This window comes from Streptomyces sp. NBC_00236 (genome assembly GCF_036195045.1).
Lineage (GTDB): Bacteria > Actinomycetota > Actinomycetes > Streptomycetales > Streptomycetaceae > Streptomyces.
This window is the reverse complement of sequence record NZ_CP108100.1, coordinates 2,265,800-2,282,492: the sequence shown is the minus strand read 5'-3', so window position 1 is coordinate 2,282,492 and position 16,693 is coordinate 2,265,800. Positions and strand designations below refer to the sequence as shown.

Here is a 16,693-nt window from a genome sequence, read left to right as displayed (position 1 = left end):
TGCCGGCCGATCCGGCTAGGGCCTGTCCGGCGGATCGTGCCGGGGACGCGAGGGCGTGGCCTGCTGAGTCGGTGCGTCAGCGCCCCAGTCCCACAGTGCCTGCAGCACGGGGCCCAACTGCCGGCCGTGCGGTGTGAGCCGGTAATTGACGGTGGGCGGCCACCCTGCTGTGCGGTGCTTCTGCACCACGCCTGCCGAGACGAGTTGGGTGAGCCGGTCGCTGAGTACCTTGTCGGAGAGAGTGGGGAGGCAGGTGGCCAGGTCGCTGTAGTTGAGTGGCTCCTGGCGGAGCAGTTCGCGCACCACGAGGGTGGTCCAGCGGCCGTGAAGAGCTGCGAGGGTGATCTCCACGGGGCAGGTCGGTGTGGGAGTGGTGACCTGCGTGTGTCGGTCGTCGGGCAGGCCGGGGGGCGAGGCGGGCGGTGGGGCGTGACCTACCGTTCGGTGAGTCACGAGTGCGTCTCCTACCGTTGCCGTGATCTGGGCGCCCACCCGACACGTATCGAGACAGGAGACGCCACCATGACACATCCCGGCGCTGAGTCCGCCCGCCCGCTTCCGACCCGTGCGCAGGACGTGCCTGCCGCCTTTGCCGAGCGGTTCAATGACGGTGACGCCCAGGCAGTACAGGAACTGTACGAGGCGGAGGCTGTCTTTGTGCCGGAGTCCGGGGTTGCCGTGCGCGGTACGGGCGACATCGCCCGCCAGAACGCACCGTTTCTCGGCCTCGGCCTGCCGATCTCCGTACGCCCCCGACGCGTTCACGTTGCCGGTGACATCGCCCTGTTGATTGTTGACTGGGAGATCGAAGGCAAGGTGTCGGGCACGGCCACGGATGTGGCCCGACGCGGAGTCGACGGCTACTGGCGTTATGCGATCGACAGTCCCTTCGGCGGGGTCTGATACGGCGCGGGGGGATCACGGGCTGAGCCAGAGTCCGATCGCGGCGACGGTGACTGTGCCGTGGAAGACGTAGGCGCGTCTGTTGAACCGTGGTAGTCGCGGCCCCGGAGTTCTTCATCGCGTTGATGGTTCGCTCTACTGGAGAAGGGTGGTGCGAGAGAAGGATGACTCAGGAGGCGGACGGGCCGATCTCACCCGCGAAGACGATGACCTGGTCGATGAGGTTCCGCCGCAGATGGACGACGTCCGTTCCCGCCAGACGGGGGCCTCCATCCGGCGTGGTGAAGACCCACTGGTACCGGGCCCACTCGTCAGGCATGTCCACCGCCGAGCAGCGCACCATCGTGCCGGTCCCCGCAGGGTGGCGCCGGATGTCCAGCACGAACCGCTCGACCGCCTCGATCCCTTCGCTGCGGCCCAACGGCCCCCAGAAGACCACGTCCGAGGTCAGGGCCTGGGAGAGGAGCTCAGTCACATAACTGTCGTCCGAGGCGTTGAACGCGGAGATGAACGTGTCGATCGCGGACCGCGCGGTTTCTTCCTGCATGCACCAGTAATACCAGTCGTCTCGCGGACCGCGCTCGTCCCGCAAGCCGTCTTCCGATCACGGTGAACCAGCCCGGTCACAGGGCGGTAAGGCCAGAGATACGGAACAGAAGGTGTCCGTGCTCGATTTCGTGCCCGGCGTGACGGGGAACGACGGTCAACCACGGGTGCCGAGGTGAGCGGTGATGTTCCCCTGGCGCTCATCTCCTCAGGTCGGCGGGGTGGCAGGCGCACCATGGCGTTGTTTCCACCATCCGTGAACAACTCAGCTTCGCAGTGCTCCATGCGGCCATCCAACCTGACGTCACCATCCCACAACAGCGACGGGGGGCAGCAGTCCCGCAGCAGCGCCGGGCGGCAGATTACTGAATCTTGACGAGTTGTCAGTTGGTGAGTGCCAGCTTGATGCCGAACACGCCGATGACGGTGCCGGTGATCCGGTCGAGCAGACGGCGGGCGTGGGGCTTGCGGAGCCAGCCCTGCAGGACACGAGCGAAGCCGATGAGGACGGCAGACCAGAGCAGGCCGATCACGATGTGCACCGTGGTGAGCAGGAGCCCCATGGTGAAGTGGCCGGTGCCCGGGGGGACGAACTGAGGCAGGACGGCGACGTAGAAAGCGCCCATCTTCGGGTTCAGGAGGTTGGTGAGCGTCCCCTGCCGCCAGCCGCCGCTGACCGCGTCCGCTCCGGCGGCCAGAAGCGAATCGTCCGCGTCCGACATGGGCAGGCCCCGGAAGGTGTCCCGCAGCATGCGGGCCCCCATCCAGATCAGGTAGGCGGCGCCGATCCACCGCAACGCGGTGTAGGCGAGGTGGGAGGCTGTGAGAAGCGCGGTCACTCCGAGGGAGGTGAACGCACCCCACACCAGGGTGCCGGTCTGAATTCCGAGGACGACGCCCCATGCCCTCCTGCGCCGGCCGAGGGCCGATGTGCGCAAGATCAGCGCCGTGTCGAGTCCGGGAGTCAGAGTGAGAAGCCCTACAACTAGGGCGAAGGACCACAGGGCGGAGCTTATTGCCATGGAATGCCAGCCTATCTCGCCGGATCGCCTGGCTTGTCAGCGGGTGTGGTGGAACTTGAGCTGCGCAGCTTCTGCTCCGAAGAGGCGGGCTTCGGACAGCAGTGGATGACGGCGGCAGCCCTGGCGTGATCCGCCGGAGGACAGCGCCCGGGGCTACCTCTCTTCCCACGGGTCCGGAGACGGGCTCAGGCCGAAGGCGCGGTGGAGTCGTGCCTGGGCGGCCTTGAGGCTCTTGATTCCTTCGTCGAACGTGTGCCATCCCCGCAACGCCTGCCCGGTCTCTTGGGGCGACTGGATCAGTCCGACCTCCGGCGCCGAATCGAGGACCTCGAGCGCGCCCGCTTCGAGCTGGTCGATGGCGCCCGACCAGGCCGTCCGGGTCTTGGGGTCGGGGAGGGAACTGAACGACCGCGCCGTGGTGAGCGCGTCCATGAGACCGCCGAAATCCAGTGTCACCAGCTCCATGTCGGCACTGGGCCTGCCTGATTGAGCCTTCACCGATTCCTTGATCAGGCTGACCATCGCCGTCTCGCCTCCGTACGTGTACCAACTGGTGACGGCCTCGGCGATCTCGGCGGGGGTCGTCGGTGTGGGGGTCGCGGTCGGAGACGGCGTCGGGGACGGAGACGTGGTTGCCGTCGAGGTCGCTTGTGCGGCCGGTGTGGCGCCGCCGTTGACCGGGTCGGAGCCGGCTCCCGCGCAGGCGCTGAGCAGCACAGCCGCGGTGACGACCGTGAGCAGTGGCAGCACCAGGGCGCGGGCGCGCCCCGGGCGGTTCGCAACGGGGGCCTGGTGGTCAGCGCGGCGAGTTGCCGAGCTTGAGGAGTCACACTCGTGCCTCCTCGTACGCGTCGTCCGCCTGACCTGCTGGGTTCTGCGTAACACGGCACTTCCCCTCGTCCGGCTGGGGAAAACAGGGCCCCAGGCTTGTCGAAGCGTCCGGTGCGCGGCCGCCCCCTCGACGCTAGGGCGAGGCAATGCATTCCACCAGCGACTGGATCGCATGGGAGTCATGCGGCTGAGGAATGGATTGCGCGGAACGGAAGGGTGGGTGCCGTGTTCGAGGTTGACGCGCTGCGGCTGCGGCTGCGGCTGCGGCTGCCGCTGCGGTTGCGGTGTTGCTGGTGAACGTGGCCGGGGCGGGGTCCTTCGCCAAGGCGGCGGTCAGCCTCAACTACACGCAGTAGGCAGTCTCCCGGCGCATCGCGTCACTGGAGCAGGAACCGGGCGGCGCACTCTTCGAGGGGCTTCCGAGGGGCGTACGGCTGAACCCGGCGGGCTGTGCCCTTACCCGGCACGCCGTGGGCGTCCTTGACCGACTGGCCTGTGCAGAAAGGGAGTTGTCCGTCCTGTACAGAGGGCTCGGCGGGTTGCTCACGTAGGGGCGTTTCTCGCCGCCAACATCGCGTCGGGGCCCGCTGCCCCGCGGGCGTTCCGGCATGCCCGGCCAGATGTCGAGGTCGTCTCGGTCATGTCGAGGTACGGCGCCTGATAGCGATCGGTCGCCCCGACGACGGATTGCGCCGCGCCTCCGGGCTGCCATGATCTTCCCGTCGTTGATCTCGATCGGCGGCGAGGGCTGCCGATCGCTCGCACAGCACGCCTGCCCGATGTTCCGTCAGCATTCACGCCATGAAACGCTCCCCCCCCACACCACATTCCAGGGGGGACCATGAACGCCAGACGCACCTTCGCTGTCCTCGCGGCCGGTCTGCTTGCCGTCACGCTCGCCGCATGCGGCAGCGGCGACGACAAGTCCGCCACCTCGACCGGTGACGCCGTGAGCCGGGCCGACCGTGAAAAGGCCCGCGACGCAGCGCGCAAAGCCGCCGGCCTTCCGCCCGAGCCCAGCACCACCGCCCGCTACGCCTACCTCGAGGCGCTCGACGTCATCGACCCGCGTATTTCGAAGCCCGGCATGGACGAGCAGAGCATGTCCCGGGGCATGAATCAGTGTGGATCCATCAAGACCACGAAGGACCGGGCCAGGCTCGTCAAACTGACCCTGGAGCGGTTCACCATCGCCACGCGCCTGCCCGACATCAACAACGAGGCCACCGGCGCCAAGATCCTGGACACCGTGCACACGTATCTGTGCCCCGACTTCTGACATGCGAACGGCCCATGGGCTTGGGCCAAAGGAGAGCGTCACGCTCCCTCGGGCTCACGCACGCCCGGGAGGCGACCGCTGGACGGGCGGTCTTGATCGCTGCCGGACCTGTTGGTTAGGTGGCCGGCATGACCGATCTCGGAGCCGTTGCCTGGCCGCCTGCCCCGATCAGGACCGAAAGGCTTGTGCTCCGCGAGTCCCGGGCCCGGGACCGTGCGGCGTTCATCGAGTTGTCGGCGTCGCCGGAGGTGCACACCTACCTCGGTGGCCCCCGCCTTCCTGAAGAACTCGAACGCGCGATGCCCGAGGTCCCCGCGCAGAGGTCCGGGAGCTTCGTCGTTGATCTCGAGGGGGCGATGATCGGGCAGATCCTGCTCAGGAGAGCGCCGGAGCACCGTCGTCCGGATGCCGCGGGGAAGGTGGATCTCGGCTACCTGTTTCTGCCGCGAGCCTGGGGCTTCGGGTACGCCACCGAGGCGTGCGCGGCGGCGCTCGACTGGTTCGCGGGCGTCCTTCCCGGCGAACCGGTGGTGCTCACCACCCAGACCGCCAACGTCGGCTCGATGCGCCTTGCGGCAAAGCTGGGATTCACGGAGGTGGAGCGGTTCCGGGCTTGGGATGCCGAACAGTGGCTCGGCCAGTGGTCCCGGCCGCCGGGCGTGCCCTCCGACTGAGGTCGGATCGACGGCGTACGCGGCCGGCGGCGACGCGCGCGGATGCTCGGCAGTCGGTGGCGAACGAACCGGATGGATCGTCAAGGCCTGGGCGCATGTTGGTCAGAAGAACCGGATCGAGTCCTTCAGGAGACGAAGGGCCTTCGCGCGACGTGTGGCGCTGCCGCGCCAGGATTTCTCTGCCTCCACGCCGGCGATCGTGACGCCCGCCCTCCCGGCCGAGTTCACCGCAGGCGCCAAGTGGCCGCAGGCGATGAGTACGCCGATGCGGAAGAGGGCGATGCCCAGTTGGCGGGCGGCCTCGGGCTGGGACAGCCAGGTGTCGTCCGGCACTTGAGGGGCCCGGAGGAGGGGTTCGGGGTAGCGGCGCTCGTCTCGCAGAGTCATTGGGTGACCGCCGCTTCTGAAGGTTCGACGAGGTGACTGGTCCTCACGCGCGCCTCGTTGGTGAGGTTCGTTTGCCGCGCGCCGGTGGGATGGGGTGGCCATTGCCCGGATTCGAACCGGAGTTTCCGCATCGGGGCGGACCCGAGTGCGGTGTCCTTGGCCGCTGGACGACACATGGCCAGACGGACCCTATCCGTCATGGGCCGGCCCGGCCACTGCCTTCTCTTCGGGGATTCGCCAGGAGGCAGCGGACGGAACCGGCCGGATTCGAACCGGCGTCCTCGCGGTTTTGGAGACCGCGCGCGACGACCTCTGCGCTACGGCTCCGCCCGCCGACATCGTAGAAGGGGGTTGGGGCGCTCCACCCGTGCGGGGCGGTGATCCGGGTCCCCGGCCGTCGTCCAGCCACATGATCACGACCGGCGCGGGCCCTGGACGCCTGATGCGGTGCCGTGCGGGCGGCGGCCGTCGATCAGGGGCAGGAACACCTCGTCGATGATCTCGATGAGGACGGCATCGGGTACGGACGGGACTCCGAGCATCATGTACTCGTTCCGCAGCAGGGCCATCGGTGTGCCGGCGACTCGGGGGTGCAGGGCCTCGGGTGCGGCGTCGCCGCGGGCCACCGCGCGGCCGAGCAGGGTCAGCCAGGCAGCCTCGTGCGCGCCGTCCGCCGCCGGGTCTCGCAGCTCGGACAGCAGGTCCGGAGTGCTGCCCGCGGCCGCGATCAGGCCGCGCAGGATCTCGCCGTACGGTGATGACCAGGTGCTGTTGGCGCGCCGCAGCATCTCCAGGGTGTCGCCGCGCAGCGAGCCGGTGTCCGGGAGCACGGTCTCGGTCGCGGCCAGTCGGCGGTAGGCCGCCACGCCCAGCGCGACGCGGTTGGGCCAACGCCGGTACAGCGCGTTCTTGTTGGTCCCGGCCCGCCGGGCCACCTCGTCCATCGTCAAGGACGGGACGCCGGATTCCTTCAGCACCTCGGCGGCCGCCCGCAGGATGGCCTCCTCCAGCTCGGCACCGCGTCGTCGCGTCGCCGCGGTCCGCCGCGGTTCCTTCGCTTGTGCCACCGGTCGCCCTCTCTTGCCCCGCACCCCTGGATCTGCGGTACGCATCGTACTTTCCGGCGGTCCTTGCGTCCCACTCCAGGGCGCATTCAAGGTACGGTACGTACCTCATACGGTACGACCTGTACCGTAGAGCGTGAGGAGAGCATCCCGTCGTGCGTACCTTCGGCATCACTTACGACACCGGCTTCACCACCGCGGGAACCTCCACCCGTGAGCCCTTCGATCCCTCCGTCGTCCGCCGCGAAATGCAGATCATCCGCGACGATCTGGGCTGTGACGCCGTACGTGTCACCGGCGGCGACCGTGACCGGCTCGAGACGGCCGCGCGGTTCGCGGCGGACGCGCAACTGGAGGTCTGGTACTCGCCGTTCACCAACGGCCTCACCACCGAAGAGCTTCTCGACTTCCTTGCCGACAGCGCCGGGCGTGCTGAACGGCTGCGGCGCCAAGGCGCCGAGGTCGTCTTCCTCACCGGCTCGGAGATCTCCCTCTTCACCGTCGGCATGCTCCCCGGCGACACCTTCGAGGAACGCGCCGCAGTCCTCGCCGACCCGCAGCGGCTGCGAGCCGTCCTGCCCGGGCTCCCCGCCCAGGTCAACGCCTTCCTCGGCGAGGCGGTCGCTGCGGTGCGCGGCCGGTTCGGTGGCCGGATCGGGTACGCCTCACTTCCGTTCGAGGGCGTCGACTGGGCGCCGTTCGACATCGTCGCCACCGACGCCGGCTACCGCGACGCACAGACCGCCGGCCGGCTCGCCGACGGTCTGCGGGCCCTGACCGCCCACGGCAGAGCGGCCGCCGTCACGGAGTTCGGCTGCACCACCTACCGCGGGGCCGCGGATGTCGGCGGCCGGGGGGATGCCGTCGTCGAGTGGGACGACCGCGCCCGTCCGGTGCGGTTCACCGCCCCCGTCGTGCGCGATGAGCAGGAGCAGGCCGACTACCTGCGTGAGCTCATCGAGGTCTTCGACGGGTCCGCCGTCGACGCCGCCTTCGTCAACACCTTCGCTCGCTACGACCTTCCGCACGCGGACGCCGACGACGACCACGACTTCGACAAGGCGTCCTTCGGAGTGGTCAAGGTCCTCGGCGGCGGCCGTACCGGTGCCGCGTACCCGGGCCTGCCGTGGGAGCCCAAAGCCGCCTTCCATGCGCTCGCGACGTACGGCCGCAGCCGGGGGCGGGGCGGGGCGGACGCGTTCCGGGCCGGGCGCGGCGGTGTGGGGTGAGGGCCGAGGTCCGGGGGCAGTGGCCGTCTGTGTGCCCGTCGGCGGGTCGCTCTGCCGTGTGGCGTGATGCAGGGGCCTGTTGCCCTGGGGCTTTCAGGTCGGCTGCTAATCTCGCGCCTCGTGAACGACAGCGTGTATGTGGGCAAGGCGGGCAAGGATGCGGCACTGGACCGGGGATGGCTCCTCGGGCATTTCAAGGACGCGGGCGACCCGCGCCACAGTGAGGACGTAGAGATCAAATGGGGTGTTCACCCGCCGGGCGACGAGCGCCTGGAGTGGGTGAAGGGTGAGCACCGCACCGCTCTCCTGGTCCTGATCAGCGGTCGCTTCCGCGTGGAACTCCCCGGCCGCAGCGTGCTGTTGGAGGAGCAGGGCGATTACGTCGTGTGGGGGCGCGGAGTCGATCACTCCTGGGTCGCGGAGGAGGAATCGGTGGTGCTGACGGTTCGATGGCCGTCGGTGCCCGGTTACGCGGTCAAGGGGTAGCCGAGCGCGGCCGCCCGTATCGGATCGCTCTTGACCTCAACTTCGCTCGAGGTTTTACGGTGCTTTCACCAGCGATCAGTCAGGGGGCACCGCACATGACGACACAGCACGGTTCCGACGCCGAACTCGCCGCGCAGCCGGCCGCGTACTGGACCGGGGTGGCCTACGAGTCGGTCATCTCGTTCATCCGGGCGCACCAGGCCGAACTGGGCTTTACTCAGCCGCAGTTCTGGCTGCTGCGTAACCTCTCGGAGAACGACATCTCGCCCGACGGCCGCGGTATGACCATTCCCGGTCTTCAGGAAGCCATGAGCGCCTACATCAGGCCCGAGGACGACCTGAGGGCGGAAGCGGACGTTCTGCTGGAGCGCGGGTGGCTCAGCCTCGACGCCGACGGGCGGCTGTGGATCACCGAGTCGGGCGAGGAGGCTCGCGTCGGTCTCAAGCGGCACGCCCCGGACATCCGGGCCCGGATCCACAAGGGCATCGACGACGCCGACTACGTCACCGCGTTGAAAGTGCTCCAGAAGATGATACGGAACACCGGCGGCACCGTGTCCTGACCACGAGTCCACCGGCGCGGTTGCCGGGCGGCGGAAGCCGGGCCGGGCGGCAGGCCTCGGGGCCGGTGCCGCGGCAGGCGTGGGAGTGCCGCCGTCGAACGCGGCTGCCCGGCCGGCCGGCCTCGACGCGCCGATCGCGTAGGGGTCCGCGCGCGGACGACCGGGGCGATGGCCCGACCCTCGGCCGGTTGGCCGTCAGCGGCGTGGGAGATGCCGAGGTGGCGGATCGGCCCGGCTTCGCGCCGGTCCTTGAGTCCGGGCGGCCTCCGAAGCCGTCGCTCTCTTCGGCCGAGTCCAGCCGTCCTGACTGCCCCCGGGCCGGGGCTCCTCGCGGACCTGTGCAACGAGGGGGGCGGGCGGGAGGCGAGCGCCCGCGCTGTTTCGACTCGGCTCGGCTGTCACGCGTTCCGGGACGGGCTGAGAGGTTTCCCCGCAGGCGCCGGACGTCAGGCGGTCGAGGCCGGGCCGGGAGGCAGGTGGACCGTCATGACCAGGTGGCACGCTTCGGGGCCCGTGCCGCGGTAGGTGTGGGGGGCGTCGGCGTCGAAGGTGGCCGTCTGGCCGGCCTCGACGTGGTGCTCGGCCCCGTCGACGACCAACGTCATGCGGCCGGACGTGACGCTGACGGTCTCCACGACCCCGGCCTGGTGGGGGTGGCTGGGGTACTCCTCGTCCGGTTCCAGCCGCCAGCGCCAGACCTCGACCGGGGCCGCGCCCGACGTCGTCAGCATCAGCCGGGCCTCGCTGCCCCGCGCCCCGGTCCACAGAGGGGTCACGGCGTCGGCCGTCACCACGCGGACGCGGCCTTCCGTCGGTCCTTCCATCAATGCGGACACCGAGACGCCCAGCGTGTCGGCCAGGCGGACCAGGGTGGCGAAGTTGGGGTTGCCCTGGGCCTTCTCCAGGCCGACCAGGGCGCCCTTGCTGACCTGTGCGCGCCGGCCGAGCTCGTCCAGGGACAGGCCGGCGCGGGTGCGGGCCGCTCTGACGTTGTGGGCGAGCGTGCGCAGGGCCTTGTCCGTCTCGGCCATCCGGTCACCATCCTTGCGAAGGACCACTGGAATGCACCGTGCGGTCGTTTGGTTGACATGCGACGGTCGGTTTGTTGTACCGTTGGGTCGTTCCACTGAATGGTAAGGGATGTCCCGTGATCGCTCTGCTGCTGGCCCTGGGCAGCTCGCTCGCCTACGGGTGCGCCGACTTCCTCGGCGGCCTCGGTGCCCGCAAGGCGCATGTGCTGCGGACCGTGATGATCGCGGCCCCGGCCTCCCTCGTGGTCGAGCTGCTGTTGTGGCCCCTCCTCGGCGCCTCGTTCAGTGCCGGAGCCCTGGGCTGGGGCGCCGCCTCCGGTGTCGCGTCGGCCGCCGCGTTCGCCCTGCTCTACCGGACCCTGGCCATCGGCCCGATGAACGTGCTGTCGCCCGTGACGGCCCTGGTGTCCGCCATGCTGCCCGTGGGCGTCGGGCTGCTGCAGGGAGAGCGCCTGGGGGCCGCCGGGTTGGTGGGGCTGCCGCTCGCCCTGGCCGCGGTGGTACTCGTCAGCGCCGGACACGGCTCGGGGGCCGTGCGGCCCTCCCGTACCGCGCTGCTGTCGGCGCTCGGCGCGGGCGCCGCCATCGCCCTCCAGCTGATCTTCCTGCACCAGGCGCCGTCCGACAGCGGCGTCGCCCCGCTGATCATCGGCAGGGCGGTGTCCTCGGCCGTCACCCTGGGCGCCGCCGCGCTGATGTTCCGCAGGCTGGGGTCCGAGCGACCCGCCTACGCGATGTCCGCCGCGGCCGGTGTGCTGGATTCGGTGGCGAACCTGCTGTTCCTGCTCGCCGCCCGCAGCGGAGACCTCGCCGTCGTCGCCGTCATCACCGCCCTCTATCCCGCCGGCACCGTGCTGCTCGCCCGCAGCGTGCTGGCGGAGCGCATCCACCGTGGCCAGCTCGTCGGGCTCGGCACCGCTGCCGCTGCCGTGAGCCTGCTCGCCCTCACCTGATCGTCCCGCCCCGCCCGCAGCGTCTGTCACGTAAGCAGGTGCACGTACAAGGAGCAGCATGTTCATCCAGCCCTGGGACGCCGCCCTGGACGCGACCGAATGGCAGACCTGGGTCGCCGGCGGCCACGACTTCGGAACGCTCAGCGTCAACGGCCTGCCCGGCCGGCCGCCCGCCGTCGTCCCCACCCACTTCACCACCGACGGCAGCGACCTGCTGATCCACCTCGCCCGGCCCAACCCGGTCTGGGAGGCGATCGCGCACGATCCGAACGTCACCTTCACCGTCATCGGTGACTACGCCTTCATCCCCGGCCCCTGGCGCGCCAAGCCCGGCACCCCGCCCGCCGACGGCGTACCGACCAGCTACTACGCGGCCGTGCAGTTCGCCTGCCGCGCCACCGTCGTCGACGACCCGGAGGCCAAGGCCGAGCTGCTGCGCCGCCAGCTCGCCCACTTCCAGCCCGACGGCGACCACGCCCCCGTCGCCGTCGACCAGCCCCCGTACGGCCGGATGCTGCCCGGAATCCGCGGGCTGCGCCTGGAAGTCACCGAGGTCATGGCCAAGTTCAAGTACGACGACCACAAGCCCGTCGAGCACCGCACGGCCGTGGCCGACCACCTCACGCGGCGGGGGAACGGCCTCGACGCCCCCACCGCGGAGCAGCAGCGCCGCCGCCTGGACCGCATCGGGCCGTGGAAGGACTGATTCGACCGCGTCTGAAACGACTGTGTCCGAACCGACCGTGCCTGAACCGACCGTGCAGGATCCCGGCGCCACCGTTGTACGTATGAAGGAACGGAGCCCTCGCTCATGACCGATATCCGCCTTGCCCCCGCCGTCGCCGACGCCTTCCCCGACACCCTCATCGCCGTCGTCACCGCCACCGGTCTGCGCGGCCACGAGGGCTGGCCCGCCACCGCCGCCGCTCTGGCGGGACTGGAGCGGCAACTCGCCGACGGCACCTGGCAGCCCGCTGACGAGAACGACCCCCGCATCGAGGCGTGGCACACCGCCTACCGGTCCTTCGGCACCAATCCCCGGCGCATCCGCCCCAGCGTCGACGCGCTGGGCAGGCGTTTCGCCAAGAAGGGGAGCCTGCCGCGTATCAACCCGCCCGTCGACTCGTACAACGCCGTCTCCGTCCGTCACGGTCTGCCGGCCGGTGCCTTCGACCTCGACCGAGTTGCCGGTGACGTCGACATTCGTCACGCGGACGGCAGCGAGGAGTTCATCCCGCTCGGCGAACTCGACACCGTCGAGAACCCGAAGCCAGGCGAGATCATCTATACGGACGCCGACGGCGTCCTGACGCGGCACTGGAACCACCGCGACGCCCACCGCACCCGCGTCACCGAGGACTCCGTCCACGTCGCCTTCCTCCTCGAAACCCTCCACGCCGTCCGCGACGGCGACCTCCTGAGGACCGCGGCGCTCCAGCTCCGGGAGCTCCTGGACCCGCACGCGGAGCGGACGGCCGTGCACTACCTCGGCCCGGCCCGGCCGCGGGTCGCCGTGTGAGGCTGACGTCGGCCGGTGGCGCCGCGATGTGTCACGATCGCCGGATGACCCAAGGGAAGCTGCCGACAGGCTGGACTCTGGAGGAGATCCGCCGCGTCTCCGGTGACCGGGAGGCGGTGGCCCTCGATGTCGATCGTTCGGTGAAGTCGGTGGTGACGCTGGAGCGTTACGCGGAGAACGAGCGGCTCCACCCCGAAATCGTCCTGGGATTCCGGGGGTTGTGTCTGGTGAAGCCGGTCAATGACGACGACTGGTACATGGGCAGCCTGTACGAGGACGGGAGCATCGACTGTTGGAGTGCGTACTCCGATCTCCACGAGGCGCTTCGGGGGCTGTAGTCCCGACGTCGGGTGCTGCCCGAGCCGTTGGGGCGGCGGTCGCCTCGGATGCCGTCCCGCCGGGCAGTTGTCCGCCCAGGTGTGCCAGCGGGGAGAACGCCATGAACAGGGGGGACAGGGCGAGGGCGGCAGCGGTCACCAGCAGGCTCGTACGCAGTCCCCAGAGTCCCGCCAGGTAGCCGCCCAGCAGGGAACCGACCGGGGTCAGGCCCATGCCGGCGAAGTTGATCGTCGCCACGACCCGGCCCTGTATCCATACGGGCGTGATGGCCTGCCGCACGGCCATCATCGTGACGTTGACCAGCTGGCCGAAGGCGCCGAAGAGGAAGTTGACGCCGATGAGCACGGGCAGGGTAACGGCCGACGAGCCGTGCAGTGCCGGTACGCAGAGCATCACGCCGTCCGCGACGACCGCCGAGCACACCAGGACCTTGCCGTACCCGAATCGTCCCGGCAGCTTCGCCGCCAGCAGCGACCCCACGACCGCGCCCGGGCCCATCGCGGCGAGCGCCAGGCCGATGGCCGTGCCCGACAGGTGCAGTCCGCGCGGGAGGTGCAGCAGATAGACGGTCATCAGCGCCGCGAACCAGAACTGGAAGAGCGCCGACGCCACACCCACCGCCCGCAGGGAGGCGTTGCCGGCCACGAACCGCAGGCCCTCCTGGATCTGCCGGCGGACGCCGACCGGGCCGTCACCCCGTGCGGGGAGCTGTTCGCGCCTGCGGATCCGCCAGATCGAGACGGACGACAGCGCGAAGAAGAACGCGCTGGTGACGACGGCCACCGGGCCCGAGAACAACGACACCAGCGTGCCACCGAGCGCCGGGCCACCGATCTGCGCCGCTGATCTGCTGCCCTCCAGCGCACTGTTGCCCTGCAGAAGCCGGTCGCGCTCCACCAGCCGTACGAGCGAGGCCTGGTACGCGACGTCGAAGAACACGCTCAGCACGCCGACGAGCAGCGCGACCACCAGCAGTACGGGCAGCCCGAGAACGCCGAGCAGGTACGCGGCGGGGACCGCCCCCAGCGCGAGTGCCCGGCCGAAGTCCGCCAGCACCATCACCGTACGGGCGCGCCGCCGGTCCACCCACGCGCCCGCGAAGAGCGACAGCAGCAGGATCGGCGCCTGCTCCACCGCCCGCAGGGCCCCCAGCTGGCCGGGACCCGCGTTCAGCGACACCACGGCGATGAGCGGCAGGACCACCTGCGTGGCCTGCGCCCCGAACTGGGACGCGGTCTGGCCCACCCACAGCCTGCGGAAGTCGGCGTCCCGCCACAGACCCCGCGGAGCTCCGGCCCGGTTGCCGGCGGCCGCCTTCATCGCGTGCCCCGTACGGACGGGTCTTCATGGCCGGCCCCGGAAGGCGTGGGCGTGGGCGTGGGCATGGGCGTGGGCGTGGGAAAGGTTCGGGTGTGCGGTACCGGTTGCACGGGGACCCCTTGAGCTGCGGCGGACAGGGTTCGCCGGCCGGGGCACCGGGTAGTGCGCCGGCGGTTCGGGCGAGAAGGGCTCGCTGCGCCGCAGAAACATGGGCGGCACGCGATGACGGGTCGATCACGACCTACGACGTCAGCGCGTGCCCGGACGACCGGGCATGTCCCACTCCTGCCTCGGGGGATCACGTGCGGTTCGAAGGTTAGCCGCCGGCGTTCCTGAGGGGCACCGGTTTTTCCGCCCCGCACACGCCCCACGGACGGCCCGCACACGGCCCGTACACGGCCCACGGACGCCCCGGACACGGCCCACGGACGGGCCCGCACACGGCCCACGGACGCCCCGGGGAGTGCGCCCGGCCGCGCCCGCCCGCGTCACCCGTTCGGCCCTGTCGGGTAGCCGCGCCCGAACGGGCCGAGCAGGGTCGGTCTGACGCGCATTCCCACCGGCCAAGGAGTACTCATGGCACAGACCGCGCCCACGCCGGGCACCTCGTCCCAGCCTCCGTCCCACCCCGGGGGCATCAACCCCTGGGCAGCCGGCGGGATCATGTTCGCCGGCGTTCTGCTCATGGTCGACGGGGTGCTGGGTGCGATCAAGGGCATCGCCGGGATCGCGTCCGACGACGTCTACGCACGCATCAACAACTACGTCTTCGAGTTCAACGTGACGGCCTGGGGATGGATCCACCTCGTCCTCGGCGTCATCATCGCCGTCGTCGGCTGGTACATCCTCAAGGGCGCGGGCTGGGCGCGCGGGATCGGTGTGGGGCTTGCGGCGCTCAACATGATCGCCAACTTCATGTGGCTTCCCTACCAGCCGATCTGGGCCGTCGTCTCCCTCGCCATCGACACCTTCGTGATCTGGGCCCTGTGCACGGACCGCTCCAAGGCCGTCATCTGACGGGCACCGGCCACGGTTCCGGCCCGGCGGCGGCAGACCCTGCCGCCGCCGGGCCGGAGCGTTCCCCGCCACGTACGGAAGAACCGGCGTATGCCGACGCTCACCGCGCACGACCGCTGAACGGGAGTTTCTCCATGCCGGACGCAAGAACGAACGAGCTCGTGGAGCTGGCAGCCGAGGCGTATGTCTACGGGTATCCGCTCGTCTTCGACCTGTCGATGGTCGAGAAGTTCCTGGAGGAGGGTTTCGGACCGCTGGCGGCCGCGCCGTTCAACCGGTTCGCGCACTCGGACCGGCTGGCCGGCGCCGATGCGCATTTCGTGTCCGTCAACAACGACACCGTGTACTCCGTCGCCCAGCTGGACCTCTCCGGCGGGCCGCTCCGGCTGCACGTCCCGGACACCGACGGGGCGTACTACGTCCTCCAGTTCGTCGATGCCTGGACCAACAACTTCGCCTACGTCGGCCGCCGGGCCACGGGAACGGAGGCGGGCGACTGGCTCGTCGTGCCGCCCGGATGGGCGGGCACCGCGCCCGATGACGTACGCGGGGTGATCGACGCCCCGACGACCGTCGTGACCATCGTCGGCCGCAACGCCTGCGACGGCCCCGAGGATCTGGAGCGGCGGGTCCGTCCGCTCCAGGAACAGCTCACCCTCACCCACCTCGAACCGGGCGAGCACCCCACCGGCCTGCCCGCGCCGGACGCCGGTGTGCCCGCGGAGCTCCGCTTCTTCGAGCAGCTCAGGGTATGGATGGCCGACTTCCCTCCGGCCGCGGGCGACCGGGCCTACCAGGACCGCTTCCAGCCGCTGGGGCTCCTGGAGGAGGGGCCTTCGCCCTTCGCCGCCGCCGGGCCCGACCTGGTACGTGCCCTGACCGACGGGATGGCGGTGGGCAAGGAGCGGGTGGAAGCGGCCGGCGGATCGAAGGCCGGAGGCGTCCAGGGGTGGTCGATGGATCCGCACCTGTTCGACTACAACGTCGACTGGTTCGGAGTCGGAACCATCGACTCGCCGGAATGGAAGATCGCGGACCGGGAGGCCTCCTACCTGACGAGGGCCATGGCCGCGCGGGTCGGGCTGTGGGGGAACCACGGGTACGAGGCGGTGTACGCGCAGACCTTCCACGACGCGGACGGTGCGCGGCTCGACGGGGCCCACCGCTACGAGCTCCGCTTCGAGGAGCCGCCACCGGTCGAGGCGTTCTGGTCCGTGACCATGTACGACACCCCGGACTACTACCTCGTCGCCAACCCTGTGGGGCGGTACTCGATCGGGGACCGTACCCCGGGGATCGTGTACGCCGACGACGGTTCGCTGACCATCCACATCAGCAAGGAGCGGCCCGGCGACCCGGCTGCCGCGGCGAACTGGCTGCCGGCGCCGGAGGGGGAGTTCCGGCCCATGCTCAGGCTCTACACGCCGAAGCGGGCCGTCCTGGAGGGGCGGTACGAGATCCCCGCCGTCCGGCGGGTCGGGGAGGCGGGCCGGGCGTGACGCGGTCCGGCAGGTGAAGGAGGCACGTTGT

Annotated in this window: 20 protein-coding genes, 2 tRNA genes and 1 pseudogene; 12 read left to right on the top strand and 11 right to left on the bottom strand. The window is 70.3% G+C overall.

From position 1 onward, the window contains the following. Positions 1-15: 15 nt before the first annotated feature. Positions 16-453, bottom strand: coding sequence for a winged helix-turn-helix transcriptional regulator (locus tag OG446_RS10125; protein WP_328893710.1), 438 nt, complete (start codon positions 451-453; stop codon positions 16-18). 69 nt (positions 454-522) lie between these two features. Between OG446_RS10125 and OG446_RS10120 the strand changes: the two genes are divergently transcribed. Further along, the gene (locus OG446_RS10120; protein WP_328893709.1) at positions 523-903 is read left to right on the top strand and encodes a YybH family protein; all 381 of its coding nucleotides are present in this window, start codon (positions 523-525) and stop codon (positions 901-903) included. A gap of 15 nt (positions 904-918) precedes the next feature. On the opposite strand, the pseudogene OG446_RS37155 reads toward OG446_RS10120, so the two are convergent. The 4 genes and pseudogenes from OG446_RS37155 to OG446_RS10105 form a co-directional block, all read right to left on the bottom strand. Next, positions 919-1,042 (bottom strand): annotated as a pseudogene (locus OG446_RS37155) (IS5/IS1182 family transposase); the annotation flags it as partial. A gap of 30 nt (positions 1,043-1,072) precedes the next feature. Then, complete coding sequence (locus tag OG446_RS10115; protein WP_328893708.1) at positions 1,073-1,450, bottom strand: nuclear transport factor 2 family protein; 378 nt, start codon at positions 1,448-1,450, stop codon at positions 1,073-1,075. A gap of 382 nt (positions 1,451-1,832) precedes the next feature. Beyond that, positions 1,833-2,471, bottom strand: coding sequence for a LysE family translocator (locus OG446_RS10110; RefSeq protein ID WP_328893707.1), 639 nt, complete (start codon positions 2,469-2,471; stop codon positions 1,833-1,835). Between the two features lie 153 nt (positions 2,472-2,624). Beyond that, complete coding sequence (locus tag OG446_RS10105; protein WP_328893706.1) at positions 2,625-3,221, bottom strand: hypothetical protein; 597 nt, start codon at positions 3,219-3,221, stop codon at positions 2,625-2,627. 922 nt (positions 3,222-4,143) lie between these two features. Here OG446_RS10105 and OG446_RS10100 point away from each other — a divergent pair. Next, the gene (locus OG446_RS10100) at positions 4,144-4,581 is read left to right on the top strand and encodes a hypothetical protein (RefSeq protein WP_328893705.1); all 438 of its coding nucleotides are present in this window, start codon (positions 4,144-4,146) and stop codon (positions 4,579-4,581) included. 128 nt (positions 4,582-4,709) lie between these two features. After that, a complete protein-coding gene (locus OG446_RS10095) occupies positions 4,710-5,255 on the top strand; it encodes a GNAT family N-acetyltransferase (RefSeq protein WP_328893704.1) in 546 nt (181 codons plus the stop codon). Positions 5,256-5,357: 102 nt separating this feature from the next. Here the strand turns inward: OG446_RS10095 and OG446_RS10090 are convergent, their stop codons facing one another. From OG446_RS10090 to OG446_RS10075, 4 genes are all read right to left on the bottom strand, one after another. Then, positions 5,358-5,642 (bottom strand): DNA-binding protein, encoded by a 285-nt coding sequence (locus OG446_RS10090; protein ID WP_328893703.1) that lies wholly within the window; start codon positions 5,640-5,642, stop codon positions 5,358-5,360. Between the two features lie 95 nt (positions 5,643-5,737). After that, a tRNA-OTHER gene (locus OG446_RS10085) sits at positions 5,738-5,822 on the bottom strand. 72 nt (positions 5,823-5,894) lie between these two features. Next, positions 5,895-5,969 (bottom strand) — tRNA-Trp (locus OG446_RS10080). An 86-nt stretch (positions 5,970-6,055) separates the two neighbouring features. Next, complete coding sequence (locus tag OG446_RS10075; protein WP_328893702.1) at positions 6,056-6,709, bottom strand: TetR/AcrR family transcriptional regulator; 654 nt, start codon at positions 6,707-6,709, stop codon at positions 6,056-6,058. Between the two features lie 152 nt (positions 6,710-6,861). Here OG446_RS10075 and OG446_RS10070 point away from each other — a divergent pair, with 152 nt between their 5' ends. From OG446_RS10070 to OG446_RS10060, 3 genes are all read left to right on the top strand, one after another. Further along, positions 6,862-7,935, top strand: a complete 1,074-nt coding sequence (locus OG446_RS10070) for a hypothetical protein (RefSeq protein WP_328893701.1) — start codon at positions 6,862-6,864, stop codon at positions 7,933-7,935. 120 nt (positions 7,936-8,055) lie between these two features. Next, the gene (locus OG446_RS10065; RefSeq protein WP_328893700.1) at positions 8,056-8,421 is read left to right on the top strand and encodes a signal peptidase I; all 366 of its coding nucleotides are present in this window, start codon (positions 8,056-8,058) and stop codon (positions 8,419-8,421) included. Positions 8,422-8,516: 95 nt separating this feature from the next. After that, positions 8,517-8,984: a MarR family winged helix-turn-helix transcriptional regulator gene (locus tag OG446_RS10060; RefSeq protein WP_328893699.1), complete on the top strand. Its 468-nt coding sequence runs from the start codon at positions 8,517-8,519 to the stop codon at positions 8,982-8,984. 446 nt (positions 8,985-9,430) lie between these two features. Here OG446_RS10060 and OG446_RS10055 read toward each other — a convergent pair whose 3' ends face one another. Next, complete coding sequence (locus OG446_RS10055) at positions 9,431-10,015, bottom strand: helix-turn-helix domain-containing protein (RefSeq protein WP_328893698.1); 585 nt, start codon at positions 10,013-10,015, stop codon at positions 9,431-9,433. Positions 10,016-10,131: 116 nt separating this feature from the next. Here OG446_RS10055 and OG446_RS10050 point away from each other — a divergent pair, with 116 nt between their 5' ends. From OG446_RS10050 to OG446_RS10035, 4 genes are all read left to right on the top strand, one after another. Further along, the gene (locus tag OG446_RS10050) at positions 10,132-10,968 is read left to right on the top strand and encodes an EamA family transporter (protein WP_328893697.1); all 837 of its coding nucleotides are present in this window, start codon (positions 10,132-10,134) and stop codon (positions 10,966-10,968) included. A gap of 58 nt (positions 10,969-11,026) precedes the next feature. Continuing rightward, positions 11,027-11,674 (top strand): FMN-binding negative transcriptional regulator, encoded by a 648-nt coding sequence (locus OG446_RS10045; RefSeq protein ID WP_328893696.1) that lies wholly within the window; start codon positions 11,027-11,029, stop codon positions 11,672-11,674. Positions 11,675-11,779: 105 nt separating this feature from the next. After that, a complete protein-coding gene (locus OG446_RS10040) occupies positions 11,780-12,487 on the top strand; it encodes a B3/B4 domain-containing protein (protein WP_328893695.1) in 708 nt (235 codons plus the stop codon). 44 nt (positions 12,488-12,531) lie between these two features. Beyond that, entirely contained in the window at positions 12,532-12,825 is a 294-nt protein-coding gene (locus OG446_RS10035) for a hypothetical protein (RefSeq protein ID WP_328893694.1), read from the top strand. On the opposite strand, the gene OG446_RS10030 is transcribed toward OG446_RS10035, so the two are convergent. After that, complete coding sequence (locus OG446_RS10030) at positions 12,725-14,146, bottom strand: MFS transporter (protein WP_328893693.1); 1,422 nt, start codon at positions 14,144-14,146, stop codon at positions 12,725-12,727. The genes OG446_RS10035 and OG446_RS10030 overlap by 101 nt on opposite strands. A gap of 576 nt (positions 14,147-14,722) precedes the next feature. On the opposite strand from OG446_RS10030, the gene OG446_RS10025 reads away from it, so the two are divergent. Next, complete coding sequence (locus tag OG446_RS10025; RefSeq protein ID WP_328893692.1) at positions 14,723-15,163, top strand: DUF7144 family membrane protein; 441 nt, start codon at positions 14,723-14,725, stop codon at positions 15,161-15,163. A gap of 134 nt (positions 15,164-15,297) precedes the next feature. After that, positions 15,298-16,662 (top strand): DUF1254 domain-containing protein, encoded by a 1,365-nt coding sequence (locus tag OG446_RS10020; protein ID WP_328893691.1) that lies wholly within the window; start codon positions 15,298-15,300, stop codon positions 16,660-16,662. Positions 16,663-16,693 lie beyond the last annotated feature (31 nt).

Coding starts and splice junctions, on each gene's coding strand:
- OG446_RS10095 (WP_328893704.1), top strand. CDS start 4,710: ATGACCGATCTCGGAGCCGTTGCCTGGCCGCCTGCCCCGATCAGGACC.
- OG446_RS10090 (WP_328893703.1), bottom strand. CDS start 5,642: ATGACTCTGCGAGACGAGCGCCGCTACCCCGAACCCCTCCTCCGGGCC.
- OG446_RS10025 (WP_328893692.1), top strand. CDS start 14,723: ATGGCACAGACCGCGCCCACGCCGGGCACCTCGTCCCAGCCTCCGTCC.
- OG446_RS10055 (WP_328893698.1), bottom strand. CDS start 10,015: ATGGCCGAGACGGACAAGGCCCTGCGCACGCTCGCCCACAACGTCAGA.
- OG446_RS10040 (WP_328893695.1), top strand. CDS start 11,780: ATGACCGATATCCGCCTTGCCCCCGCCGTCGCCGACGCCTTCCCCGAC.
- OG446_RS10045 (WP_328893696.1), top strand. CDS start 11,027: ATGTTCATCCAGCCCTGGGACGCCGCCCTGGACGCGACCGAATGGCAG.
- OG446_RS10060 (WP_328893699.1), top strand. CDS start 8,517: ATGACGACACAGCACGGTTCCGACGCCGAACTCGCCGCGCAGCCGGCC.
- OG446_RS10115 (WP_328893708.1), bottom strand. CDS start 1,450: ATGCAGGAAGAAACCGCGCGGTCCGCGATCGACACGTTCATCTCCGCG.
- OG446_RS10120 (WP_328893709.1), top strand. CDS start 523: ATGACACATCCCGGCGCTGAGTCCGCCCGCCCGCTTCCGACCCGTGCG.
- OG446_RS10020 (WP_328893691.1), top strand. CDS start 15,298: ATGCCGGACGCAAGAACGAACGAGCTCGTGGAGCTGGCAGCCGAGGCG.
- OG446_RS10030 (WP_328893693.1), bottom strand. CDS start 14,146: ATGAAGGCGGCCGCCGGCAACCGGGCCGGAGCTCCGCGGGGTCTGTGG.
- OG446_RS10100 (WP_328893705.1), top strand. CDS start 4,144: ATGAACGCCAGACGCACCTTCGCTGTCCTCGCGGCCGGTCTGCTTGCC.
- OG446_RS10110 (WP_328893707.1), bottom strand. CDS start 2,471: ATGGCAATAAGCTCCGCCCTGTGGTCCTTCGCCCTAGTTGTAGGGCTT.
- OG446_RS10035 (WP_328893694.1), top strand. CDS start 12,532: ATGACCCAAGGGAAGCTGCCGACAGGCTGGACTCTGGAGGAGATCCGC.